General features: G+C 71.5%; 20 protein-coding genes and 1 pseudogene. 8 read left to right on the forward strand and 13 right to left on the reverse strand.

Features of this window, described 5'->3' with window-relative positions; all coding sequences use genetic code 11:
• Positions 1-12: 12 nt before the first annotated feature.
• The 7 genes and pseudogenes from ACFPIH_RS13580 to ACFPIH_RS13610 all read right to left on the reverse strand — a co-directional run.
• Positions 13-203, reverse strand: a pseudogene (locus ACFPIH_RS13580) (ABC transporter substrate-binding protein); the annotation flags it as partial.
• Positions 204-259: 56 nt separating this feature from the next.
• Positions 260-1,471, reverse strand: a complete 1,212-nt coding sequence (locus ACFPIH_RS13585) for an RNA-guided endonuclease InsQ/TnpB family protein (RefSeq protein ID WP_381170444.1) — start codon at positions 1,469-1,471, stop codon at positions 260-262.
• On the reverse strand, positions 1,455-1,925 hold the full coding sequence (gene tnpA / locus ACFPIH_RS13590) for an IS200/IS605 family transposase (protein WP_381170446.1): 471 nt from the start codon (positions 1,923-1,925) through the stop codon (positions 1,455-1,457). Before tnpA ends, ACFPIH_RS13585 begins: the two co-directional genes overlap by 17 nt.
• 107 nt (positions 1,926-2,032) lie before the next feature.
• Positions 2,033-3,193: an acyl-CoA dehydrogenase family protein gene (locus ACFPIH_RS13595; RefSeq protein WP_381170448.1), complete on the reverse strand. Its 1,161-nt coding sequence runs from the start codon at positions 3,191-3,193 to the stop codon at positions 2,033-2,035.
• 6 nt (positions 3,194-3,199) lie between these two features.
• Positions 3,200-4,117 carry a hydroxymethylglutaryl-CoA lyase gene (locus ACFPIH_RS13600; protein WP_381170739.1) on the reverse strand — a complete coding sequence of 306 codons (918 nt, stop codon included), beginning with the start codon at positions 4,115-4,117 and terminating at the stop codon, positions 3,200-3,202.
• An 8-nt stretch (positions 4,118-4,125) separates the two neighbouring features.
• Positions 4,126-6,036, reverse strand: coding sequence for an acetyl/propionyl/methylcrotonyl-CoA carboxylase subunit alpha (locus ACFPIH_RS13605; RefSeq protein ID WP_381170450.1), 1,911 nt, complete (start codon positions 6,034-6,036; stop codon positions 4,126-4,128).
• Between the two features lie 8 nt (positions 6,037-6,044).
• Entirely contained in the window at positions 6,045-7,661 is a 1,617-nt protein-coding gene (locus tag ACFPIH_RS13610) for a carboxyl transferase domain-containing protein (RefSeq protein ID WP_381170452.1), read from the reverse strand.
• Positions 7,662-7,747: 86 nt separating this feature from the next.
• Between ACFPIH_RS13610 and ACFPIH_RS13615 the strand changes: the two genes are divergently transcribed.
• The 3 genes from ACFPIH_RS13615 to ACFPIH_RS13625 all read left to right on the forward strand — a co-directional run bounded on the left by ACFPIH_RS13615 (position 7,748) and on the right by ACFPIH_RS13625 (position 10,572).
• Positions 7,748-8,344, forward strand: coding sequence for an SACE_7040 family transcriptional regulator (locus ACFPIH_RS13615; RefSeq protein WP_381170454.1), 597 nt, complete (start codon positions 7,748-7,750; stop codon positions 8,342-8,344).
• A 165-nt stretch (positions 8,345-8,509) separates the two neighbouring features.
• On the forward strand, positions 8,510-9,667 hold the full coding sequence (locus tag ACFPIH_RS13620) for an acyl-CoA dehydrogenase family protein (protein WP_381170457.1): 1,158 nt from the start codon (positions 8,510-8,512) through the stop codon (positions 9,665-9,667).
• A 35-nt stretch (positions 9,668-9,702) separates the two neighbouring features.
• Complete coding sequence (locus ACFPIH_RS13625) at positions 9,703-10,572, forward strand: acyl-CoA thioesterase (protein WP_381170459.1); 870 nt, start codon at positions 9,703-9,705, stop codon at positions 10,570-10,572.
• Positions 10,573-10,575: 3 nt separating this feature from the next.
• On the opposite strand, the gene ACFPIH_RS13630 is transcribed toward ACFPIH_RS13625, so the two are convergent.
• Together ACFPIH_RS13630 and ACFPIH_RS13635 are read right to left on the reverse strand one after the other, a co-directional pair.
• Positions 10,576-11,370: a phosphatase gene (locus ACFPIH_RS13630; RefSeq protein ID WP_381170461.1), complete on the reverse strand. Its 795-nt coding sequence runs from the start codon at positions 11,368-11,370 to the stop codon at positions 10,576-10,578.
• A gap of 61 nt (positions 11,371-11,431) precedes the next feature.
• A complete protein-coding gene (locus tag ACFPIH_RS13635) occupies positions 11,432-13,006 on the reverse strand; it encodes a helix-turn-helix domain-containing protein (RefSeq protein WP_385876818.1) in 1,575 nt (524 codons plus the stop codon).
• Between the two features lie 106 nt (positions 13,007-13,112).
• Here ACFPIH_RS13635 and ACFPIH_RS13640 point away from each other — a divergent pair, with 106 nt between their 5' ends.
• From ACFPIH_RS13640 to ACFPIH_RS13650, 3 genes are read left to right on the forward strand one after another with little or no spacing between them, the layout of a single operon-like run.
• Complete coding sequence (locus ACFPIH_RS13640) at positions 13,113-14,576, forward strand: sodium:solute symporter family protein (protein WP_381170465.1); 1,464 nt, start codon at positions 13,113-13,115, stop codon at positions 14,574-14,576.
• A 56-nt stretch (positions 14,577-14,632) separates the two neighbouring features.
• Positions 14,633-15,601: an agmatinase gene (gene speB / locus ACFPIH_RS13645; protein WP_381170467.1), complete on the forward strand. Its 969-nt coding sequence runs from the start codon at positions 14,633-14,635 to the stop codon at positions 15,599-15,601.
• Positions 15,598-17,292: a thiamine pyrophosphate-binding protein gene (locus ACFPIH_RS13650; RefSeq protein WP_381170469.1), complete on the forward strand. Its 1,695-nt coding sequence runs from the start codon at positions 15,598-15,600 to the stop codon at positions 17,290-17,292. The genes speB and ACFPIH_RS13650 overlap by 4 nt, the downstream gene beginning before the upstream one ends.
• Positions 17,293-17,322: 30 nt before the next feature.
• On the opposite strand, the gene ACFPIH_RS13655 is transcribed toward ACFPIH_RS13650, so the two are convergent.
• Positions 17,323-17,676 (reverse strand): peptidase inhibitor family I36 protein, encoded by a 354-nt coding sequence (locus tag ACFPIH_RS13655; protein ID WP_381170471.1) that lies wholly within the window; start codon positions 17,674-17,676, stop codon positions 17,323-17,325.
• Positions 17,677-17,867: 191 nt separating this feature from the next.
• Positions 17,868-21,581 (reverse strand): CHAT domain-containing protein, encoded by a 3,714-nt coding sequence (locus ACFPIH_RS13660; RefSeq protein ID WP_381170473.1) that lies wholly within the window; start codon positions 21,579-21,581, stop codon positions 17,868-17,870.
• Positions 21,582-21,624: 43 nt separating this feature from the next.
• Here ACFPIH_RS13660 and ACFPIH_RS13665 point away from each other — a divergent pair, with 43 nt between their 5' ends.
• On the forward strand, positions 21,625-21,969 hold the full coding sequence (locus tag ACFPIH_RS13665) for a hypothetical protein (RefSeq protein ID WP_381170475.1): 345 nt from the start codon (positions 21,625-21,627) through the stop codon (positions 21,967-21,969).
• Between the two features lie 5 nt (positions 21,970-21,974).
• Positions 21,975-22,886 (forward strand): hypothetical protein, encoded by a 912-nt coding sequence (locus tag ACFPIH_RS13670; RefSeq protein ID WP_381170477.1) that lies wholly within the window; start codon positions 21,975-21,977, stop codon positions 22,884-22,886.
• A 69-nt stretch (positions 22,887-22,955) separates the two neighbouring features.
• Here the strand turns inward: ACFPIH_RS13670 and ACFPIH_RS13675 are convergent, their stop codons facing one another.
• Complete coding sequence (locus tag ACFPIH_RS13675; protein WP_465270369.1) at positions 22,956-23,633, reverse strand: DUF7691 family protein; 678 nt, start codon at positions 23,631-23,633, stop codon at positions 22,956-22,958.
• A gap of 91 nt (positions 23,634-23,724) precedes the next feature.
• Complete coding sequence (locus tag ACFPIH_RS13680) at positions 23,725-24,531, reverse strand: endonuclease I family protein (RefSeq protein ID WP_381170481.1); 807 nt, start codon at positions 24,529-24,531, stop codon at positions 23,725-23,727.
• Positions 24,532-24,542 lie beyond the last annotated feature (11 nt).

The raw sequence follows: 24,542 nt of genomic DNA on the forward strand, positions 1-24,542 counted from the left end.
GGTGACCCTCGGTCAAGGGACCTTCTTCGCTTTTTTGCGGGCTTCCGCGAGGTTCTCCAGGAACGGCACGCACTTGTCGTAGACAGGATCGGCTCGGGGGAGCGGGAGATGACCTGGCCGGCCTTCACCGCGGGCAGCTTCTTCCAGGTCGCCTCGGTGATCGCGGCCGGCTGCAACGCCGCCGTTCGGTCGTCTTGAGGTACTCCAGGTCGGTGACTCCTCCCCCCGGATAAATCCGGGGGGCTTCTCCTGTCGGTGGCTAGGCCACGTCGGGAAGGACCAGCCCGGCCCTGACAGCGACGTTGAGTGCGCCGACCTGATCGGCATTGGCGGTGTGACCGCACTGGGTGCACTCGAACTTCTCTTGTGTGGTGCGGTTCTCGCCGGACACGTGCCCGCAGGCGGGGCAGGTGTGGGAAGTGTTGCGGGGGTCCACCGGGATCAGCTTGCGACCGGCGCTTTCAGCCTTGTGCGCGAGGATGCCCAGGAACACCCCCCAACCCGCGTCGTGGATGCTCTTGTTCAGGCCGGCCTTCGCGGCGGCTCCGTTCGGGAGGAACGCGCCGGGATTCTCGGTGTCGGGTTTGGGTTTGGGAGCGCGGACCATGTTCGCGATGCTCAGGCGCTCGTGCGCGATGACGTCGTAGGTGCGGACCATCGCCAGCGCGGTCTTGTGCGCGTGGTCGGTGCGCTGGCGGCGCACCTTGCGGTGCAGAGCGGCGACCTTCCCGACCGCCCGGCGGTGCCGGGCGGTGCGGTTGTCCCGCTTGCGGCGCGGGAACGCCTTGAGTGCGCGCTGAGCGTCGGCGAGGGCTTCGGCATTGCGCCGTCCGTGCCTCGGATTGGGCTGGTGCTCCCCCTCGGAGGTGGTGAGAAAGTGGGCTACGCCCATGTCGATGCCGGTCACGGTGCCGGTCGCGGGGAGCGGTTCGGCGGGGACTTCGTCGCAGGCGAGGACGACGTACCACAGCCATCCCTCGCGCTTGACCGAGACGGTCCTGACCCGGCCGCGCACCGGCCGGTGCCGGTGGACGCGGACGTGCCCGACGCCTTGCAGCCGCACGCGGGTGACCGGGTCGTGCGGGTTGGAGTCCCAGCGGCAGCCATCCCCGTCCTTGGGGAAGTCGACCGTGTCGAACCAGTTCACCCCACGAAAACGCGGATAACCGGGCTTCTCCCCGGCCTTGACCCGCTGGAAGAAGGCATGCATCGCCTTGTCCAGGCGGCGTAGGGTGGCCTGCTGCGAGGAGAACGACCAGCGGCCCTGACGCTCCGGGTCAAATGCCCGGATCTCCTTGAGCTGTGCGGACTGGCCGACGTACTTGATGCTCGTCTTCGAGCTGTGCCGGTAGGCGTCGCGGCGTTCCTGTAAGGCCGCGTTGTAGAGAGAGCAGTGATCCCGCAGCATCTCGGACAGAGCCTGTGCCTGGCGGACGGTGGGGCGCAGGAGGAACTTATACGCGCGGTGCACGCTCGGATTCCTCCTTCTGCTTCTTCGTCCAGGGGCGTTCCCACTGGGTGTTGATGTACTTCTCCACCGTGTCCGCGCCGACCGCGCCGACCGAGGCGACGAAGAACGACGACGACCACAGGGTGGGCATCTGAGACTTCAGGTGCGGGAACTCGGAGCGCAGCACGCGTGAGGTGAAGCCCTTGAACTGGTTCGCGACGTAGGACGCGGACGCCTTGGGCTCGTGCTTGACGAACAGGTGCACGTGGTCGGGCATCACCTCAAGGGCGATGATCTCCCAGCCCCTTTCTGCGGCCTTGGCCTCGATCAGCTCGCGCAGCCGGACCGCGACCCGGCCGCCGAGAACCCGGCGGCGGTACTTGGGGCACCACACCACGTGCAGCCCCAAGTCGTACACGCCACCGGAATACCGGCGAACCTTCCGCGTCACCGTCACGACGATCACTATACACATGACGGCCATCTAGTCGGCGAGAGTCAACAGTGCGGATCCGCGCCCACATCTGCTGTCCAGGGGGCCCTGCGATCGAAAGCTGTGACCCCGTCATGGGGCGCGGTATATCAGCCCACGAGCCCCAATTCCCTTGCAATCAGCATTCGCTGGACCTCGCTCGTGCCCTCGCCGATCTCCAGGATCTTGGAGTCGCGCCACATACGGGCCACCGGGTACTCGTTCATGAAGCCGTAGCCGCCATGGACCTGGGTGGCGTCGCGGGCGTTGTCGACGGCGATGGTGGAGGAGTAGAGCTTGGCCAGGGCGGCCTCCTTCTTGAAGGGCTCGCCGGACACCAGCCGCGAGGCCGCGTCCCGCCAGGCGAGGCGGGCCGTGTGGGCCTTCATCTCCATGTCGGCGATCTTGAACTGGATGGCCTGGTTCGCGCCGATCGGACGGCCGAAGGCGTGCCGTTCGCGCGCGTACCGCACCGACTCGTCCACGCAGCCCTGCGCGAGCCCGGTGGCGAGGGCCGCGATGGCGATCCGCCCTTCGTCCAGGATGCGCAGGAACTGCGCGTAGCCGCGGCCCTTCTCGCCGAGCAGGTTCGCGGCCGGGACGCGCACGTCCGAGAAGGACAGCTCACGGGTGTCGGAGGCGTTCCAGCCGACCTTGGAGTAGGGCTGCGCGACCGTGAAGCCCGGGGTGCCGGACGGGACGATGATCGCGGAGATCAGCGGCCGGCCGTCCGGCTTGCGGCCGGTGACGGCGGTGACCGTCACCAACCCCGTGATGTCCGTGCCCGAGTTGGTGATGAAGCACTTGGTGCCGTTGATCACCCATTCGTCGGTGTCCGGGTCGAGGCGGGCCGTGGTCCGCGTCGCGCCCGCGTCCGAGCCGCCGTCGGGCTCGGTCAGGCCGAACGCGCCGAGCAGCTCGCCGGAGCACAGCCGCGGCAGCCACTCCCGCTTCTGCGCCTCCGTGCCGAAGAGATGGACCGGCATGGCGCCCAGCGAGACGCCCGCCTCCAGGGTGATCGCCACGGACGAGTCGACGCGCGCGAGCTCCTCCAGGGCGATGCCGAGCGCGAGGTAGTCGCCGCCCATGCCGCCGTACTCCTCCGGGAACGGCAGTCCGAACAGCCCCATGCGGCCCATCTCGCGGACGATCTCGTACGGGAACTCATGCCGCTCGTAGAAGTCGCCGATCTTCGGCGCGACGACGTCGTGGGCGAACTGCTCGACCGTACGGCGGAGTTCTTCCAGTTCGGGGGAGAGACGGTGGTCCATTTTCGGTCACTCCTGGTGGGAGAGGGCACGGACGGTGCGGGACGGGCTGGGTCGGCCCAGTTGTTCGGCCATCCACACGCTGGTGGCGACGAGGCGGCCGAGGTCCACCCCGGTGTCGATGCCGAGCCCCTGCAGCATCCACACGAGGTCTTCGGTGGCGAGGTTTCCGGTGGCGGACTTCGCGTACGGGCAGCCGCCCAGGCCGCCCGCGGAGGCGTCCACGGTGGTGACGCCGTGCTGGAGCGCGGCCAGGGTGTTGGCGAGCGCCTGTCCGTAGGTGTCGTGGAAGTGCACGCCGAGCACGTTCGTCGGCACGCCCTGTTCGTTGAGGGAGGCGAGCAGTTCCAGGACGTGGCCGGGGGTGGCGACGCCGATCGTGTCGCCCAGGCTCAGCTCGTCGCAGCCCATGTCCCGCAGCGCCGTACAGACCCGTACCACCTGGTGGAGCGGGACCGCCCCCTCCCAGGGGTCGCCGAAGCACATCGACACATAGCCGCGCACGTGCGTGCCCTCGTCCTTCGCCCGCCGCACCACCGGCTCGAACACCGCGAGCGACTCGTCGAGGGTGCGGTTGAGGTTGGCCTTGGCGAAGGACTCCGTGGCGCTGGCGAACACGGCGACCCGTTTCGCTCCCAGCGCCAGGGCGCGGTCCAGGCCGCGCTGGTTCGGGACGAGGACCGGGAGCGCCACCTCGAGATCGCTCACGAGCGGGAACAGCTCCTCGGCGTCGGCGAGCTGCGGCACCCACTTGGGGTGGACGAAGCTCGTCGCCTCGATCGTCGTCAGGCCCGCGTCGGCCAGCCGGCGGACGAACTCCGCCTTCACCGCCGTCGGCACGCTTGACTTCTCGTTCTGCAGCCCGTCGCGGGCGCCGACCTCGTGGATCCTGACCCGTGCGGGCAGATCCGGGGCCGGTACGACCATGGGGAGCGTCACTGGTCCTCCTCCGGCTGGGTGATCACGGCCAGTACCTGGTCCATGGCGACCGTCGTGCCCGGCGTGACGTCCAGCTCGGCGACCGTGCCCGCGTGCGGGGCGGAGATGACGTGCTCCATCTTCATCGCCTCCACCACCAGCAGACTCTGACCTGCCGTCACCTCGTCGCCGACGGCGACCTTCACCACCGTCACCGTGCCGGGCATGGGCGCGGTGAGGGAGTCGGCGCCCGCGTGGGCGGCACCGGAGAGGGACGCGGCGACCGGGTCGTGGTCACGCACATGCCACGCGTCGCCGTCCCGGCCCAGCCAGTCGGCGGCGCGGTGGAAGGTGTGGCGGAGTCCGTCGAGGGTGACGGTGACCTGGTCCTCGGTGACGGTGTGGGTGCCGCGGGGCACGTACTCGAGGGGCTCCGGCGCCCGTAGGTGGAATCCGACGGGCCTGGGCGTGCCGCCGAGTCGCCAGCCGCTGGGCACGGAGAAGGGATCGACCCACTCACCCCCCGGTCGCAGCGCCTCCAGCCGTACCGCCGCCGCAGCCTCGTACACCTCCTCCGGTACGTCCGTGACGACCAGGTCGTCCACCACCCGCTCCACCAGACCCGTGTCCAACTCGCCCGCCACGACCGCCGGATGGGCCAGCAGCCGGCGCAGGAAGCCCGCGTTGGTCGGCACCCCCAGGGTGACCGTCTCCGCGAGGGCGGCCCGGAGCTTTCTGAGCGCGGTCTCGCGGTCGGGCCCGTACGCGATCACCTTGGACAGCATCGGGTCGTACAGGCTGCCCACCTCGGTGCCCTCGCTGAGCCCGGAGTCGGTGCGCACGCCGGCGCCCTGGGGCTCGTGCAGCCGCAGCACCGTGCCGCCGGAGGGGAGGAACCCACGCGCGGGGTCCTCCGCGCAGATCCGCGCCTCGACCGCGTGCCCGGTGAGCCGTACGTCCTCCTGGCCGAAGGACAGCCGCTCACCCGCCGCGACCCGCAGCTGCCACTCCACCAGATCGAGCCCGGTGACCAGCTCGGTGACCGGATGCTCCACCTGGAGACGGGTGTTCATCTCCATGAAGTAGTACGAGGAGGGATCCCCGCCGGGCACGATGAACTCCACCGTGCCCGCGCCCCGGTACCCGCAGGAGCGTGCCGCCTGAACGGCCGCCTCGCCCATCGACGCGCGCGTGGCCTCGTCCAAAAGGACGCTCGGCGCCTCCTCGACGACCTTCTGGTGCCGCCGCTGGAGGGAGCACTCGCGCTCGCCGAGATGGACCACGTTGCCGTGGCCGTCGGCCAGGACCTGGATCTCGATGTGCCGGGGGCGGTCCACCCAGCGCTCCACGAGCAGTGTGTCGTCGCCGAAGGAGGCGCGGGCCTCGCGGCGGGCGGCGGCGATCTCCTCCTCGAGGAGGTTCAGGTCGTGCACCAGCCGCATACCCTTGCCGCCGCCGCCCGCCGACGGCTTGAGCAGCACGGGCGCGCCCAGCTCGCGGGCGGCCTCGGCGAGTTCGGGGTCCCGCCCGCCGGGGACCACCGGCACCCCGGCGGCCTTCACGGTCTCCTTGGCGCGGATCTTGTCGCCCATCAGCGCGATGGCGTCGGGCGGCGGTCCGATGAAGACCAGCCCCGCCTTCTCGCAGGCACGCGCGAAGGCCGCGTTCTCCGCGAGGAAGCCGTACCCGGGGTGGACGGCCTGGGCGCCGGTGCGGGCGGCGGCATCGAGGAGCCGCTCGGCCGACAGATAGCTCTCACCGGCCGGCGGCGGACCGAGCCGTACGGCGGTGTCGGCCTCCCGGACGTGCCGGGCGTCCGCGTCGGCGTCGGAGAAGACCGCCACCGAGCGCACACCGAGCGCGCGGAGCGTGCGGATGACCCGGACGGCGATCTCGCCCCGGTTGGCCACCAACACCGTGTCGAACATGGGTCTCCTCACATCCGGAAGACGCCGAAGGCCGGTTCACCCAGCGGCGCGTTGGCACAGGCGGTCAGGGCCAGGCCCAGCACCTGGCGGGTCTCCAGCGGGTCGATGACCCCGTCGTCCCAGAGCCGGGCGGTCGCGTAGTAGGCGTTGCCCTGGCGCTCGTACTGGGCGCGGACGGGGGACTTGAAGGCTTCCTCCTCCTCGGCCGGCCAGGACTCGCCACGGGCCTCCAGCTGGTCACGCTTGACCGTGGCCAGGACCGAGGCGGCCTGCTCGCCGCCCATGACGGAGATCTTGGCGCCGGGCCACATCCACAGGAAGCGGGGGGAGTAGGCCCGGCCGCACATCGAGTAGTTGCCCGCGCCGTACGAACCGCCGACCACGACCGTCAGTTTCGGCACGCGCGTGCAGGCGACCGCCGTGACCATCTTGGCGCCGTGCTTGGCGATGCCGCCCGCTTCGTACGAACGCCCCACCATGAAGCCGGAGATGTTCTGCAGGAACACCAGCGGGATCCCGCGCTGGTCGCACAGCTCGATGAAGTGGGCGCCCTTCTGCGCGGACTCGGAGAACAGGATGCCGTTGTTGGCGACGATCCCCACCGGGTGGCCGTGGATCCGGGCGAAGCCGGTGACGAGGGTCTGCCCGAACTCGGCCTTGAACTCCTGGAAACGGGAGCCGTCGGCCACGCGCGCGATGATCTCGCGTACGTCGTAGGGGGTGCGGGGGTCCACGGGGACGGCGCCGTAGAGGCCGTACGGGTCGGCCTTGGGCTCGACGACCGGTGTGACCTCCCAGGGGAGCGGTCCGCGCGCGGGCAGGGTGGCGGCGATGTTCCGGACGATCCGCAGGGCGTGCGCGTCGTCCTCGGCGAGGTGGTCCGTCACGCCCGACACCCGCGCGTGGACGTCACCGCCGCCCAGCTCCTCCGCCGTGACGACCTCCCCGGTGGCGGCCTTCACCAGGGGCGGACCGCCCAGGAAGATCGTGCCCTGGCCGCGCACGATCACCGCCTCGTCGCTCATCGCCGGGACATACGCCCCGCCGGCCGTGCAGGAGCCGAGGACGGCGGCGATCTGCGGGATCCGGGCGGCGGACATCCTCGCCTGGTTGTAGAAGATCCGCCCGAAGTGCTCACGGTCCGGGAACACCTCGTCCTGCATGGGGAGGAAGGCGCCGCCGGAGTCCACCAGGTAGAGGCAGGGGAGGCGGTTCTCCAGGGCCACCTCCTGCGCGCGCAGGTGCTTCTTCACGGTCATCGGGTAGTACGTGCCGCCCTTGACCGTGGCGTCGTTGGCGACGATCACGCACTCGCGCCCGCTCACCCGCCCGATCCCGGCGATGACGCCCGCGGCCGGGGCCGCCCCCTCGTACATCCCGTCGGCGGCGAGGGGGGCCAGTTCGAGGAAGGGGGAGCCGGGGTCGAGGAGGGTGTCGACCCGGTCCCTCGGCAGCAGCTTGCCGCGCGCGGTGTGGCGGGCGCGGGCCTTCTCACCGCCGCCGAGCCGGGCCGCGGCGAGCTTGCCGCGCAGCTCCTCGACGAGGGCGCGCTGTGCCTCCTCGTTGGCCCGAAAGGCCTCCGAGGCGGGGTCGGCCGCGCTCGTCAGCTCCGGTGCCTCGTGCATCCCGCGATCCCCTCACCTTGTTAATGAGCGTTAACGCATTTCCTTCAGGTTAACGACCGCTAACCTCCCTGTCTAGAATTACCCGCATGGCCACCAGAACCGACGCCCCCACCCGCCGAGAGCAGATCCTCAAGGAGGCCGCGCGGCTGTTCGCCGAGCGCGGCTTCCACGGCGTCGGCGTCGACGAGATAGGCGCCGCGGTCGGGATCAGCGGCCCGGGTCTGTACCGGCACTTCCCGGGCAAGGACGCGATGCTCGCCGAGCTGCTGGTGGGGATCAGCGGGCAGCTCCTCACCGGTGCCAAACGCCGCGTGTCCGAGGCGGACGGAACCGGGGAGGGGGCGCTCCTCGACTCGCTCATCGAGGGCCACATCGACTTCGCGCTCGACGACCGTCCCCTGATCACCCTGCACGACCGCGAGCTGGACCGCCTCCGCGACAGCGACCGCAAGCTCGTGCGGCAGCTCCAGCGGCAGTACGTGGAGCTGTGGGTGGAGGTGGTCCGCGCGCTCTACCCCGCCCTCACCGAACCGTCGGCCCGCTCGGCGGTCCACTCGGTCTTCGGCCTGCTGAACTCCACCCCCCACCTCGGCCGCCCCGGCGCCCTCCCGGGCCGCGAGGCGACGGCGACCCTGCTGCACCGGATGGCCCGGGGCGCGTTCGCGGCGGCGGCCGGGGCGTGACGAGCGTTACGGCCGGGAGCCTCTGGACGCCTCTGTCTACTCGCCGGTACGGTATGTGAGCAAGCGCTTAGCCGGTGGGCCGCAACCATCAATTGAGCACCCCGACGGCGAGCAACCACATCCGCGAGAGCGGCGCCGGTTTAGGCGCAGAGAAGGGTGGCGCAGGTGCGCCGTACGGTGTTCAACGAGGATCACGAGGCGTTCCGGGAGACCCTCCGGGCCTTCATCGAGGCCGAGGTCGTCCCCGTCTACGACGAGTGGTTCGCCGCGGGGCAGGCGCCGCGTGAGTTCTACTACAAGCTCGCCGAGCTGGGCCTCTTCGGCATCAACGTCGCCGAGGAGTTCGGCGGCGCCGGCATCGACTCGTACAAGTTCGAGGCCGTGATGTACGAGGAGACCGCCCGCGCGGGCGTCCACTTCGGCGGCTCCGGGGTGCACGTCCTGCTCGGCCTGCCGTACATCAAGATGCTCGCCACCGACGAGCAGAAGAAGCGGTTCCTGCCGAAGTTCGTCTCCGCCGAGGAGATGTGGGCGCTCGCGATGACCGAGCCCGGCACCGGCTCCGACCTCGCGGGCATGAAGACCACCGCCAAGCTGAGCGAGGACGGCACGCACTACGTCCTCAACGGCTCCAAGACCTTCATCACCGGCGGTGTCCACGCCGACCGCGTGATCGTCTGCGCCCGCACCTCCGCGCCCACCGCCGAGGACCGCCGCCACGGCATCTCCCTCTTCGCCGTGGACACCAGGTCCGAGGGCTACTCCATAGGCCGCAAGCTCGACAAGCTGGGCCTGCGCACCTCCGACACCGCCGAGCTGGCGTTCGTCGACGTCAAGGTGCCCGTCGAGGACCTCCTCGGCGAGGAGAACAAGGGCTTCTCCTACCTCGGCCACAACCTCGCCTCCGAGCGCTGGGGCATCGCCTTCGGCGCCTACGCGCAGGCCAAGGCCGCGGTCCGGTTCGCCAAGCAGTACGTCCAGGAGCGCACCGTCTTCGGCAAGCAGGTCGCCCACTTCCAGAACACCAAGTTCGAGCTGGCCGCCTGCCAGGCCGAGGTGGACGCGGCGGAAGCGGTCGCCGACCGCGCCCTCGAAGCCCTCGACGCCGGTGAGCTGACCCCCGCCGAGGCGGCCTCCGCCAAGCTGTTCTGCACCGAGGTCGCCCACCGCGTCATCGACCGCTGCCTCCAGCTGCACGGCGGCTACGGCTTCATGAACGAGTACCCCATCGCCCGTCTGTACGCCGACAACCGCGTCAACCGGATCTACGGCGGGACCAGCGAGATCATGAAGACGATCATCGCGAAGGACATGGGCCTGTAAGCCGCCCGCAATTACCGGCCGGTACAACTGCTCCCATGAGCCAGGCACTTCTCGGTCTCCTGGATCTGCTCGACCTTGAGCAGATCGAGGAGAACATCTTCCGCGGCCAGTCCCGCTCCGCCGTCGTCCCCCGGGTCTTCGGGGGCCAGGTGGCGGCGCAGGCGCTGGTCGCCGCCGGGCGCACGGTCCCCGCGGACCGGCACGCCCACTCCCTGCACGCGTACTTCCTGCGCCCCGGCGACCCGGGCGCGCCCATCGTCTACAACGTCGAGCGGATCCGCGACGGCCGCTCCTTCACCACCCGCCGCGCGGTCGCCGTCCAGCACGGCCGGCCGATCTTCGCGCTGTCGGCGTCCTTCCAGCTGTACGAGGACGGACTCGACCACCAGACCCCCATGCCGCCCGCGCCGGACCCGGAGACCGTCCCCACCGGCCAGGAACGCCTGCGCGGCTACGACCACCTCGACCCGGCGATCGTCGAGAAGTTCCTCGAAACCCGCGAGGCGATCGACCTCCGCTACGTCGACGAGCCGCCGTACGGGAAGTTCGGCGAGCCGCGCGAACCGCGCAGCCAGGTCTGGTTCCGTACCAACGGCAAACTGGATGACGACCCGCTGCTCCATGTCGTCCTCGCCACGTACGTCTCCGACATGACGCTGCTCGACTCGATCCTCCTCGCGCACGGCCGCGGCGGCTGGGCGGTCGGAGACGTGGTCGGGGCGTCCCTGGACCACGCGATGTGGTTCCACCGCCCGTTCCGCGCCGACGAGTGGCTGCTGTACGACCAGGAGTCGCCGTCCGCGTACGGCGGGCGAGGTCTCGGCCAGGCCCGCATCTACACGCAGGACGGACGGCTCGCGGTCTCGGTGATCCAGGAGGGCGTGGTCCGCGTCCCCCGGCCGTGAGACCTACAGGCCGGCCTCGGCCAGCAGGTACGCGACCATCGGGTCGTAGTGCCGGGGGCTGACGACGTGGTCGTCGAGCGGGACCGCCACCTGTACGGTGCCCTCCGCCTCGGCGATGAACAGCCCCGGGTCGTTGCAGTCGGCGTACCCGACGGAGTCGATGCCGTGCTGTCCGGCGTAGCCCGCCCAGCCGTGGTCGGCGACGACCAGGTCGGGCAGCTGCTTGCCGGTCCGCTCCCAGGCGGTGAGGATCTGCCGCATCGGCTCGCCCGAGTGGGTGTGCCACAGCGTGGCGCCGTGCTCCAGGACGGCCACGTCCGCGACCTGCCAGACGTAGCCCTCCTCGGTCTGCAGCCCGTCCGGGATGACCATGATCTCGCAGCCGGCCGCGCGCAGGGCCGCGGCGGTCGCGCGGTGCACGTCCAGCAGGCCGCCCGGGTGGCCGGTGGCGAACAGCACCCGGTGGTGTCCGTCGGCGGCCTTGCGCAGCCGCGCGGCCAGCCGGTTCAGGCCGTCGACGGTCAGCGCGGGGTCGATGGTGTCCTGGCCGTGGCGGTACTCGGGGTCGTCGTTCACCCCGACCCGCTCCGCCATCACCGCGAGGACGTCCTGCTCGTCGGTCCAGCGGTCGCCGAGTTCCAGGCCGAGCCAGTAGTTGCGGTTGCCGTTCGCCAGCTGACGGTAGTGGGAGAGGTTGTTCTCGCGCGGAGTGGCGACGTCTCCGGCGATGCGGGTCTTGACCAGATGCTCAATGAGCTCGGCGCGGCTGGGGGTCCTGGGGATCCCTGATATCGGCATGGCCCCATTGTGGTGCAGCGGAGGGGGGCCGTCTGCGCTGTTCCGCGCGCTGGGACGTGCGTCACTGAAGATCATCGGCAGATCGTCCGCCGGTGCCGCGCAGCGCGAACCACAGCTCCATCCGTACGTCCGGATCGTCCAGGTCCGACCCCAGCAGCGCGGCGCATCGCGCGATCCGCTGCCGCACGGTGTTGCGGTGCACGGCCAGCGCGACGGCGGTCCGGTCCCAGCTGCCGTGCAGGGAGAGCCATGCCCGGAGGGTCTCGGTGAGGACGGGGGAGGCGGCGATCGGCGCGAGGCGCTCGCGCGCGAACTCCTCGACGGCGTCGTCCGGCACCAGCTCCCCGAACCCGGACGCCCCACCTCCACCCTGCCGCACGATCCCCACCCGGGTGGCTCGCGCCCGCGCCAGCGCCCGCCCCGCCTGCACATCCCCGGCCCCCAGCCGCCCGGCCCCCACCACCCCACTCACCCCGAGCACCCACCCGGTCTGCGCCCCCACCACCCGCCCACCCGGGACGAGAACCCGCACGACCTCCCCGTCGACATCGACCAGCCCCGACCCGAGCGCCGCGCCGAGAGCGGATGCGGCGACGGGGTCGGGGGCGGCCGGCTGCGCTTCCGGCCGCGCGTGTACGACCAGCCATCGGTCGCCGCTGCCGCTGCCGTCGCCGTCGCCGTCGCCGAGCAGTGGGGCCACCTCCTCCGGCCGCGCGCCCAGCAGTAGTCGTACGAGTGCCGAGGAGCGGGCGGTGGCCGAGTCGCTGTGGTGTGCGCCCGTGAGGAGGGAGAGAAGCACCGCCGCGACCGAGGCGATGGTGTGGTCCCCGGCTTCCCTGCGCCGCGTCGCAACACCGAGAACGAAGCCCTGCCCGGCCCCCTGGGCCCCCCGCTCGGCCCCCTGACCCGCACCCGGCCCGCCTCCCAGTGCGTACGCGGCGAGGTGGGTGCCGGAGGGGGTCGTGTCGGTGGCTGTGGCGGAGGCTCGGGTGGTGAGGTGGTGGGCGAGGTCGGTGAGGGGAGCGTCCGTCGTGGGGTCCGGCGCCCCCGCAGCCGCGATCTCCGTGCCGTCCGGCCCGTACAGCACCGCCCGGCCCCCGAGCCGCTGGGACAGCCGGCGCAGGACAGAGGGGACCGCGTCCGGGCGGGACGCCGCCGCGGCGAGGCTCTGCTGGGCCTCCGTCACGCGGCGCAGTTCGGCCGTGCGGGCCCGCTCCAGCAGGTCCCAGACCGCGCGGGCCACGGCCGCGAACGTCGTGCGCGGCGGCACCTCCAGCAGCGGCAGCTCGTACGCCTCGCAGGCCGCGACCAGCGCGCGCGGCACCGTGTCGTGCACCGGCGCCACCCCGAACCCGAGGGCCGCCCCGCCCGCCGCCACGATCCGGGAGACGTAGTCGTCGAAGTAGGTGCCCGAGCCGGCCGCCTCCGGGATGTGCACACCGGCCGTCAGCAGCAGCTCCCCGCCCAGCAGATACGGATACGGGTCGGCCATCTCCGAGGTGTGCGCCCCGTGCAGCACCGTGCCGGGGTCGACGGGCCCGGCGATCTGCCGCAGCGCCAGCTCCTCGCGGGCCAGCAGAGCGGCGAGCGGCACCGCCGGGGTGGGAGGAACGGCGGCTGCCTGCGACTCCGGCATGGTGTGCGTTTCCTCCAGTCCATGGCCCTCAAGTGGAGGAAACGTACACTTCGCAGCCACTTTCCGGCCACCTAGGGTCGAGGAACCCGGCGAAGGAGGGCCCCGTATGGCCGTCGACTACGCAGTGATCGTCGTCTATCTGGCCGGCATGCTGGCCATGGGCTGGTGGGGCATGCGCCGCGCCAGGTCGAAGAGCGAGTTCCTGGTGGCGGGCCGCCGCCTCGGCCCCGCGATGTACTCGGGGACCATGGCCGCGATCGTCCTCGGCGGCGCGTCCACGATCGGCGGCGTGGGACTCGGCTACCAGTACGGCCTCTCCGGCGCCTGGATGGTCTTCACCATCGGCCTCGGACTGCTCGCCCTGTCCGTCTTCTTCTCCGCCCGCATCGCGCGCCTGAAGGTCTACACCGTCTCCGAGATGCTGGACCTCCGCTACGGCGGCCGGGCCGGGGTCATCTCGGGCGTGGTCATGTGGGCGTACACCCTGATGCTCGCCGTCACCTCCACCATCGCGTACGCCACGATCTTCGACGTCCTCCTCGACATGGACCGGACCGTCGCGATCGTCCTCGGCGGCACGATCGTCGTCGCGTACTCGACGCTCGGCGGCATGTGGTCGATCACCCTGACGGACATGGTGCAGTTCGTCGTGAAGACGATCGGCGTGCTGCTCCTGCTCCTGCCGATCGCCGTCGTCAAGGCGGGCGGCTTCGCCGAGATGAGGGCGAAGCTGCCGACCGAGTACTTCGACCCGCTCGGCATCGGCGGCGAGACGATCTTCACCTACGTCCTGATCTACACCTTCGGCATGCTCATCGGCCAGGACATCTGGCAGCGGGTGTTCACCGCCCGCAGCGACCGCACGGCGAAGTGGGGCGGCACCGTGGCGGGTACGTACTGTCTCGTGTACGCCCTCGCCGGAGCGGTCATCGGTACGGCGGCCAAGGTGCTCTACCCGGACCTGGCCGCCGCCGACGACGCCTTCGCGACCATCGTGAAGGACGAACTCCCCGTCGGAGTACGGGGGTTGGTGCTGGCCGCCGCGCTGGCCGCCGTGATGTCGACGTCCTCCGGCGCGCTGATCGCCTGCGCGACGGTCGCGAACAACGACATCTGGGCCCGGCTGCGCGGAAGCACACGTGCCCGGGCGGACGACCACGACGAGGTGAGGGGCAACCGCGTCTTCATCCTCCTCATGGGCATCGCCGTGATCGTCACGGCGGTCGCGCTGAACAACGTCGTGGAGGCGCTCACGGTCGCCTACAACCTCCTCGTCGGCGGACTCCTCGTCCCCATCCTGGGCGGACTGCTGTGGAAACGCGGCACGGTCCAGGGCGCCCTCGCCTCCGTCGTGACCGGCAGCCTCGCAGTGATCTCCCTGATGGCGGCCTACGGCATCCTCGCCGACGAACCCGTCTACTACGGCCTCCTCACCTCCCTCGCCGCATACGTCGTCGTCTCCCTCGCCACCCGCCCCACCGACGCCGCCGTACTGGAGGTCTGGCGCGAGCGCCTGGCCGGACGGGAGGCGTCCGAAACCGCCTCCAGCCCCGTTCCGGCGCCCCGGTAAGGTCACAAGAGAAGCAGTACATACGCGATGAAGCGTAAGAAAGAAGGCATTCGATCATGAGCGGCAACGAGACGCCACGTGGTCCCGTCGACTCCTCCCGCGTCCCGCGGTACGCCGGGCCCGCGACCTTCGCCCGGCTGCCCCGCCTCGACGAGGTCGGCCGCGCCGACGTGGCCGTGGTCGGCGTGCCGTTCGACTCCGGCGTCTCGTACCGGCCGGGCGCCCGCTTCGGCGGCAACGCGATCCGCGAGGCCTCCCGGCTGCTGCGCCCCTACAACCCCGCTCAGGGGGCCGCCCCCTTCGCCCTCGCACAGGTCGCGGACGGCGGCGACATCGCGGTGAACCCGTTCGACATCCACGAGGCCGTGGAGACGGTCGAGGCGGCGGCCGACGAACTGCTCGGCACGGGTGCCCGTCTGATGACCCTCGGCGGCGACCACACCATCGCGCTCCCGCTGCTGCGCTCGGTGGCGAAGAAGCACGGCCCGGTGGCCCTGCTCCACTTCGACGCCCATCTCGACACCTGGGACACCTACTTCGGCGCGGAGTACACGCACGGCACCCCGTTCCGCCGCGCGGTCGAGGAAGGGATCCTCGACACCTCCGCGCTCTCCCACGTCGGCACCCGCGGCCCGCTCTACGGCAAGCAGGACCTGACCGACGACGAGAAGATGGGCTTCGGCATCGTGACATCGGCGGACGTCATGCGGCGCGGGGTCGACGAGATCGCCGACCAACTGCGCCAGCGCGTCGGCGACCGCCCCCTCTACATCTCCATCGACATCGACTGCCTGGACCCGGCCTACGCCCCCGGCACCGGCACCCCCGAGGCCGGCGGCATGACCTCCCGGGAGCTGCTGGAGATCCTGCGCGGTCTCGCCTCCTGCAACCTGGTCTCGGCGGACGTCGTGGAAGTGGCCCCGGCGTACGATCACGCCGAGATCACGTCGGTGGCCGCGTCCCACACGGCGTACGAACTCACCACGATCATGTCCCGGCAAATCGCGGAGGCCCGCGCACAGTGACCCACGACCACGACCTGGTGCTCCGCCCGACGGAGGCACAGATCTCCGCCGCTCTGAACCCTCCCCCCGGCCGCAACGGCGGAGACCTGGTCGTGGAGACCCTCGCCGCCCTCGGCACGACCGCGGTCTTCGGCCTGCCCGGCCAGCACGCGCTGGGCATGTTCGACGCCCTGCGCCGCTCCTCCCTCCGCTACATCGGCCTGCGGGTGGAGAACAACGCCGGGTTCGCGGCGGACGCGTACGGCAGGATCACCGGCGAGGCGGCCCCGCTGCTCCTCTCCACCGGCCCGGGCGCGCTGACCTCACTGGCCGCGCTCCAGGAGGCCGCCGCGGCCTCGGCGCCGGTGCTGGCGATCAGCAGCCAGATCCCGACGGCGGGCCTGGGCGGCGGCCGGCACGGCTACCTCCACGAACTCCCCGACCAGGCGGCCTCGTTCCGGGGCGTGGTGAAGTCCGTCCACCCGGTCCGCAGCCAGTCCCAGATCCCGTCGGCGATCGAGGCGGCCTGGAAGTCCGCGCTGACCGCCCCGCACGGCCCGGTGTGGGTGGAGATCCCCCAGGACGTCCTCCTGGCCCCGACGGCGATCCCGGTCGTCACCGGCGGCGACGCCTTCCCGGAGGAGCTGCCCCCGCGCCCCGAACTGACGGCTGTGGCAGCCGACTTGCTGTCACGGGCGGAACGGCCCGCGATCATCGCCGGCGGCGGAGTGGTACGCGCGGACGCCTCGGGCAAACTGAGGCGACTGGCGGAACGCCTCCGGGCCCCCGTCGTCACGACCCCCGGCGGCAAGGGCGCGTTCCCCTGGACGCACCCCCTGTCCCTCCAGTCCTGGCTGGAGGACCGCCACACGACCGACTTCCTGGAGGACGCGGACGTACTCCTCGTCATCGGCTCGGGCCTGGGCGAACTGTCCTCCAACTACCACACGTTCAAGCCCCGCGGCCGTCTGATCCAGATCGAGGCGGACCTCGGCAAACTGGAGTCCAACCACCCCGCCCTGGGCATCCACGCGGACGCCCGCCTCGCCCTCCAGGCCCTGCTGGAGACGGTGACCCCGCGCGAGGACGAGGATGCGCCGACCCGCGTACGCACACTCCTCTCCCGCGTCTCGGAGCGCATCGCCTCGCAGGAACTGACCCTGGAACAGGACCTGTTGGCGTCGATCCGCCGGGCGCTGCCCGCCGACTCCCCGTCCTTCTGGGACATGACCATCCTGGCGTACTGGGCCTGGTCGGCCTTCGACGCCAAGGGCCCCAACCGCATGCACTCCGCCCAGGGCGCCGGCGGCCTCGGCTACGGCTTCCCCGCTGCCCTGGGCGCGGCGGCCGCCGACCCCACCCGCCCGGTCCTGGCGGTGTCGGGCGACGGCGGCGCGTTGTACTCCATCGCCGAACTGGCCACGGCCAGGCAGTACGACCTCCCGGTCACCTGGCTCATCGTCGACGACGGCGGCTACGGCATCCTCCGCGAGTACATGACGGACGCCTTCGGCGCGACCACGGGCACGGAACTGACCCGCCCCGACTACGTCGCCCTCGCGGAGTCCTTCGGCGTACCGGGTATCCGCACCTCCCCGCAGACCCTGGAGACGGACCTGACGAAGGCCCTGACATCCCCAGGGCCTTCGGTGGTCGTACTCCCGGCGGTGTTGCGGATGTTCGCGCCTACACACATCGGGACGGAGGCGTAAGGCACCCGCCCTCGCCTCCGCCCTCGCGGGTCAGCAGGCGCCCGGGCCCACGCCGTCGATACGGCCGCCGAAGTCGCCCAGGTAGCGGGAGCGCCAGTCGCCGTTGAAGACGTCACGCTTCTCGACCGGGCTCCAGTTGATGAAACAGGCGCGGGTGGAGGCGACCGCCGAGCCGACGTGGTCGTGGAGGAACGGCGGCATGTCGCGGTAGCCGCTGCGGGAGGTCCACTCCCACGAGCTGCCGCTGAAGTTCTCCCCGCTCCAGAAGCAGACGGAGCCGTCGGAGCAGGACGGGACGGCGGCTGCCGACGCCCCCTGCGAGGACGGCAGGACGAGCGCGGTCAGGGCGACGGCGGCAGCGAAGGACCAGGTACGCAGCTTCATGAGGATCTCCGGAAGGGGAGGGACTGGGTCGGGATCATGCTTCCGCCCTTCGCGCCCGACACGCCCGGCCCGAAGATCCATTCACCCGTGTGAGCTAACCAGTGCCGCATCGGACAACGTGCGCCCCGTTGTCGGCCGGCGGTGTGGCGCGGCTCCCTCGTAGCGGCCTCCGAGCCGGGGTCCGGTTCGGGCTATGGCCCGCTGTGGATCAGTGACGCCCACAGGTGTGGTCGGCCGGGGTGCTCGGCACGCAGGTGCTGGATGACGCGGTGGAGCGCCATCGCCGCGGCATCGGCGGACGGCGTGTCCGGCATCAGCCGGTAGAAGTGGTCGGCCGCGCCGGCCGCGACGTGGTCGTCCAGCGGCCAGAGACTCGCGACGACGTGTCGGAACCCGGCCAGCTGGAACGCGGAGGCGAGGTGGATGGACTCGTCCGCGTGCCGTCGGCCGACGTGTCCGGTGGAGCACGCGGACAGGTATGCCAGTTCGGCCTCGTGGAGGTCGAGGCGACCGATCTCCGCGATGGACAGCACGCCGTCGTGGAGGTGAAGCCCGCCCTCGGACGGCGCGTTGGGGTCGGTGCCCGCGTGGCAGGCGAAGTGTGCCCAGCTCGCATGGGGGAGCGCGCCGGTCACACGGGCGGCGGTGGCCTGCTCGTTGGTGAGCGGAGGCATGTCGGGATGGGCGGCGTGCAGGCTCGCGGCCTCGGCGACGGTGGCCGGCAGGTCCGGCAGACCCGGGGTGCGGTCGAGGGCGACTGTGAGCCGGCGCAGGGCCGTCGCGGCCGGGCGTCCCTGTGCACGGGCCAGGGCGCGCAGGGTAGGCGTGTACGACGAGATCACCCGGTCGAGCGCCCCTGCGCCACCGGGGTGTCCGGCCGCGTGCAGCGGCAGCAGCCCGAGCGGCCCGGTCGGCATCCACCACACGCGGGGCAGTACTCCGTCGTTCGGGCGGAGCCGGTCCTCGAGTGCGTCGAGGACCGGCTCGACCGTCTTGTCCCACAGCCAGCCGAGCAGCTCCGTCAGCACCCGTTGCCGGCGCAGCTCGCCGGTGAACGAGCCGGCGTCGTGCGTCGCTTCCGTCAGCTCGGCGGCCCGCGCCTCGACGTCGGCCAGCCGCAGTTCGGGCAGCGGCACCGGCAGCGGGGGCCCGTCGGCGGTGACGACGATGCCGTCGCACCGCTGCCGGCCGGCGTTGAGCAGCACGACCGCCCCGCCGGCGGCGGTCGGCCGCAGCTCGGTCCACGTCGGCGGGAGCAGGAACCGGTCCAGGCCGGGCAGCCGGCGGATCTCCGTCAGTACGACGTCGTGCTCGGCCCACAGCCGCTTACGCCGGTCGACCTGGTCGAGGTCGTGACCGTCGGGCGTGGCCATGGCCGGGGGATCCGGCGCGTTGAGGGCATCGCGGACGCGGCTCAGACGGCGGGTCAGTGCCGGGTGCTCGGCTTCGAGGTCGGCGAGGGGTGTCCGCAGCGCCAGCCGGGACGCCAGCAGGACCGCCCGGCCCAGCTCACCGGCCTGGACCGCGCCGCCCGGATCGTCGAGGGCACAGTGCACGGCGATCGTCTCGCCGACCAGTCCGCGGTTCGCGCCGAGGCGGTGCTCGTGGTCCGCCGACGAGGTCTCCCGTGCCGCGACCAACGGCAGCAACTCCACCGCCGTGTCGAACAGCAGCCGGGCGGTGTGCGGTTCGTCCAGTACGTAGGCGAGCCGGCCGACCGCCCAGCAGGCGCGGAGCCGGTCGAACGGGGGCGATGTCGTGGCCGCGAGCGCGTCGTCCGCCAGCCGGGCGATCCGCGACCGGTCGAAGGTGCTGCCGGTGTCCCACCTCCGTGTGTGACAGATCCCGAGGAGGTAGATGCGTGAGGCCCGCCTGGGATGGTCGGCGGGGGTGGCCGCGACGGTCCCTTCCGCGGCGTCGACGGCGCGGTCGAGGTCGGACGGGTTGCCGGTCCGCAGGAACCGCAGCCGGTGGCTGTTGCCGAGGTTGAACAGATGCTGCGCGCGGTCCGGATGGCCGGCGGGGACGGCGTCGGCCGACTCCCGCGCCAGGTCGACTGCGCGGTCAAGGTCGGCCGGATCGCCCGAGTGCTCGTACCGTGCCTGATAGGACCGTCCGAGGTTGTACAGGCGCAGCAGTCGGTCGGGATGGTCGGCGGGGGTGGCCGCGAGCGCCAGGAGCGTGCGGTCGAGGGCGTTGTCGAAGTCGGCGCCGCCGCTCCGGCGGGATCGCGCCTGGTAGGCGGTCCCGAGGTTGGACAGGTGCATAGCCCGGCTCGGGTGGTCGTCGGGCGTGGCGGCCACGGCTTGTTCGTGATGCGCGACGGCACGGCCCAGGTCGTGAAGGCTGCCGCTGTGCTCGAACCGTTGCTGGAGGGCGTTGCCGAGGTTGCTCAGGCGCATCGCACGGTCCGGGTGGTCGTCCGGCGTGGCGGCCACCGAGCGTCTCCCGGCGTCGATGGCCCCGTCCAGGTCGGACATCTCCCCGGTGCGGGTGAACCGGGACCAGCGGGCGACGCTCAGGTTGGACAGGTGCATAGCCCGGTTCGGGTGGTCGTCGGGCGTGGCGGCCACGGCCTGTTCGTGATGCGCGACGGCACGGTCCAGATCGGCCACGTCGCCCAGCCGCTCGAACCGCCCCCGCAGGGCGGCAGCCAGGTTGGACAGGACCATCGCCTGGAAGGGGTGATCAGCGGGTGTGGCGGCGACTGCGCGTTCCAGGCTCTCGACGGCCCGGTGCACGTCGACGGGGTCCCCCTTCCGGCCGAACCGCGCGTCGTACGCGGTGCCCAGGTTGGACAGGCGGTGGGCGAGATCCGGGTGGGCGTCGGGCGTGGCGGCCACGGCCTGTTCGTGATGCGCGACCGCACGGTCCAGATCGGCCACGTCCCCCAGCCGGTCGAACCGCGCCCGGTACACGATGCCGAGGTTGGACAGGAACGTCGCGAACTGGCGGTGACTCCGGGGCGCCGCGGCGACGGCACGACCGAGGTGGCCGATGGCCCGGTCCAGGTCGGCCGCCCCTCCCAGCCGGTCGAACCGCGCGTGGTACGCCATGCCGAGGTTGGACACGTAGGCAGCGCCGTCGGGAGCGTCGTCAGGGGCGGCGGCCACCGCGTGCTCGTGGTGGCCGATGGCCCGGTCCAGGTCGGCCAGGCTCCCCGTCCGCGCGAAGCGGTCGCTGTAGGCGACGGCGAGGTTGGACAGGGCGGTCACTCGGTGCGGGTTACCGGTGTCGGCGGCGGCCTGTTCTCCGATGCCGATGGCGCGGTCCAGGTCCGCCGGACGGCCCGCCCGTCCGAACCGTGTCCAGTAGGCGGTGCCGAGGTTGGTCAGGGTTGTCGGCCGGTGAGGGGAGTCGGCGGGGGTGACGGCCATCGCGCGCTCGCCGGTGTCGATGGCGCGGTCCAGGTCGGCGATGTGCCCGGTGCCCTCGAACCGCAGCAGGTAGCCCGTGGCGAGAGTGGCCAGGTGGAACGCGATGTTCAGATCGGCGCCGGTCGCGACAACGGCCCGTTCCCCGAACTCGATGATCCCGTCCAGGTCGTTCGGGTGCCCGACCCGCTGGAACCGCAGGAGATGGGTGGCGCTGAGGTTGCCCAGGATCAGCGCGGAGTTCGGGTCGCCGACGTGGAGGGCGGCCACGGACTGCTGCCCGATGCCGATCGCCTGGTCGGCGTCGTCCGCCTGTCCCGTCAGCGCGTACCGCGCCCGATGGGATTCGGCGAGGTTGTACAGACGAGTGGCGCGGTGTGGATGGCGGTGCGGTGTCAGGGCGACGATGCCCTGGAACAACGAGACGCAGGAGCCCAGCAGAGCCGTGTCACCGGACCGGGTGGCCCGGTTCAGCAGGTCGACCGCCTGCTGGTTCAGCAGCTCCGGATCAGGCCGGTGGTCGGAGGACATCACCCGTGAGACTATCGGCCAACTGACGGAAGGAGGAGCCCTGGTGGACGCCGAGCGATCGGCCCTGACCACGCTGTGCAAGGAGTTCGACGCGCTGATCGGCGAGACCAGGCTCCACTCCGCGGAACGTCAGGAACTGCTGGAGCGGATCGTGGCCGAGGCGCGGGCCCGGCGTCCGGTGCTCACCCTGCTGGGCCAGTTGCTGAACACCGACCGTGAGACCACCCTGCGCACGCTCGCGACGGGGCTGCCGGGAGCCGGGCCGGGCATCGCCCGTCAGGAGACCTTCCGCTGCCCGGACGGCGCCTGCGACCGGACGGCGGTACCGCCCCCGGCGGGCGCGATCCCGCGCTGCGCCGTCATGGGCCGGCCCCTGGAACGGGGGTAGCGCAGGTGGGCGGTTTCTTCCAGCAGTTGGCCAAGACGCTCGCCGACCGGTGGATCAGCCTGCTCGTGCTGCCCGGTGCGTTCTTCCTCGGCGCGGTGTGGCTGTCCGTCAGCCTCGGCCATGCTGACGGGTGGAACGTCGCGCTGTTGACCCGGCAGGCCGAGAACGCAGCCGCCACGGTCGCGGACCAGCCGGGCGGGGCACAGGCACTACTCGTCGTGGCCGTACTGGCGGCCGCCGCCGCTGTGGGCTTCGTCGTACAGGCGCTGGCCGGAGTCACCCGGCACGTCTGGCTGGGGCAGTGGCCCCGCCCGTTCGTCGCGGTCGCGGCGGCGCGGACGGTGCGCCGGCGTGCGCGGTGGCACCGGCTCGTGGAGGAACGCCGGGCGCTCGAAGCCGCGAGCCCGGGCACACGCACCCGCGAGCAGCAGGACCGGATCGACACCGTGGCCGACCGCGTCACCCGGCTGGCCATGGCTGAACCGGCCAGGCCGACCTGGATGGGCGACCGGATCCACGCCGTGGAGTCGATCGCGTACCACCGCTACGGACTCGATCTGACCTATGGCTGGTCCCGGCTCTGGTTGATCCTCCCCGACCCCGCACGTACCGAACTCACCGCCGCGCACTCGGCGTTCGCCGCCGCGGTCGCCACCGGAACCTGGGCCTTGCCCTACCTCCTGCTCACCGTGGTGTGGTGGCCGGCCGTGCTGGTCGCCGCGGGCATCGGCCTGACCGGGTGGGCCCGCGCCCGCGCCGCCGTAGCCGATTTCACCACCCTGACCGAGGCCACCCTCGACCTGCACGGCCGTACGCTGGCGGTCGCGCTGGGGGTCGGCGACCCCACGGAGGGGACCGGCCCGCTCACGATCAGCGAGGGCGAGCGCATCACCGATCTCGTGCGGAAGGGCCGCTAGCCTGCCGCATCCTGAGGTCGCGTTCACCAGCGAGGACCAGGTTTGCGCATCCGATGCGGCACCAGTCGTTCAAGAGAACCAGAAGAAGATCGTGTCGTCGTTGCGGCCCAGTCGTCGTGCCGTCGCCCACTCCTGTGCCTCGAACCTCATCAGCTCGGCGAACCGGCCCGCCGTCTCCGTGAACTCCCGGTCCAGCCGGTCCAGCACCCTCTCGTACGCCTCCGCCAGTACCACGGCCCGCTGCGCCGGCAGCACACCGATCTGCGGCATCGAGTCGCCGGGGTGCGGCAGCCGCAGCGGCGGCCCGCTGAACAGGAAGGCCGCGGGCAGGACCTCCGACGGGACGCCGTGCCGGGCCAGTTCGGAGTCCAGGGCGTAGAACCACGACGGCCGCTGCCACACCCCGAGGTCGGTGGTGTCGGAGAAGTGCGGCGCGACGACCTCCCGGAAGGCGTACGAGTACGCCGGACACAGCTCCCGGCTCGGCGGCGTCCCCTCGACCAGCTCCTCCAGCGCCCGGCTCACCGACACGTCGAGGTGGACGCCCTGCTCCCGCAGCCGTGCGTCGGTCTTCTCGCACCGCTCGCGCACGATGGTGAACATCCGCTCCTGCTCGCGTGTCCGCTCCACCGCGGTGAGCAGCCGGACCACGCCGCGCATGTCACCGGTGCTCATCTCCAGGCAGTAGCCCACTGGTCGGTCCTCCCCGTTTTGCCGTCGGCCCTGGCCATGACCATGATCCACCACCCATGATCCACTACATCGGGGCATGACGAAGGGCCCTCCCGGGAAACCGGGAGGACCCTGTGCCGGCGCTGTGCGGCCGTGTCCTGTTGCCCTACCAGATCGCCTCGACCCACTCCGGGTGGTCGATGAACGGGTTGCGGTTGTGCTGGTAGGTGTCGTAGATGGCCTGGTTGCGCTTCTCCTCGAAGGCGCTCGGCGGGTCCTCGTCGTTCCACGCCTTGAGGACGGAGAGGCGGCCCATGTACGGGTTGCTGCCGTTGCCGACCGAGTCGTTGGGCTCCAGGTCGGCCCAGCCGTCGTCGCCCTCGTAGCGCACGGCCATGTACAGGATCATGCGGGCCACGTCGCCCTTGTCCGCGTCGCGCGGCTCGAAGGAGTTGGAGTCGACGAGGCTGCCGCCGCCGTTGGTGACCGTGCTGCCGCCGTTGTCGAAGTCGAGGTTGCCGCGGATGCTGTTGACCTGGACGTCCGCGGGGCGCAGGTGGTGCAGGTCGGTGCCGGGGCCGGTCGCCTCGCCGAAGTCGCCGTGGGACTTGGCCCAGGTGTGCTCGCGGTTCCAGTCGCCGACGTCGCCGCCGTTGAGGGACTTGCTGCGCGAGACACCGCTGTACAGCAGGATCACGTTGCTGCTGTTGTTCGGGTCCTGGTCGGTGACCTTCAGCGCGTTCCAGACCGCGGAGTACGAGATCTTCGTCTGGCTGCTGATGATCGTGTGCAGGGACGACTTGAGGCTCGAACCGGTCTTGCCGACCGCGTTCTTGTAGTACGTCGAGTCGTACGCGGTGGTCGTCGCCGCGGCCGGGGTCGCGGTGAGCGCGGGAGTGGCGAGGGCGGCCAGGAGGGCGGCGGTGGTCAGCGCCACCGGCTTCCAGCGGCGGTGTGTGCGTGTCGCCAGCATAAAGGGTGTCC

This window comes from Streptomyces vulcanius, from assembly GCF_042653945.1.
In the GTDB taxonomy this organism is placed as follows: domain Bacteria; phylum Actinomycetota; class Actinomycetes; order Streptomycetales; family Streptomycetaceae; genus Streptomyces; species Streptomyces mangrovi.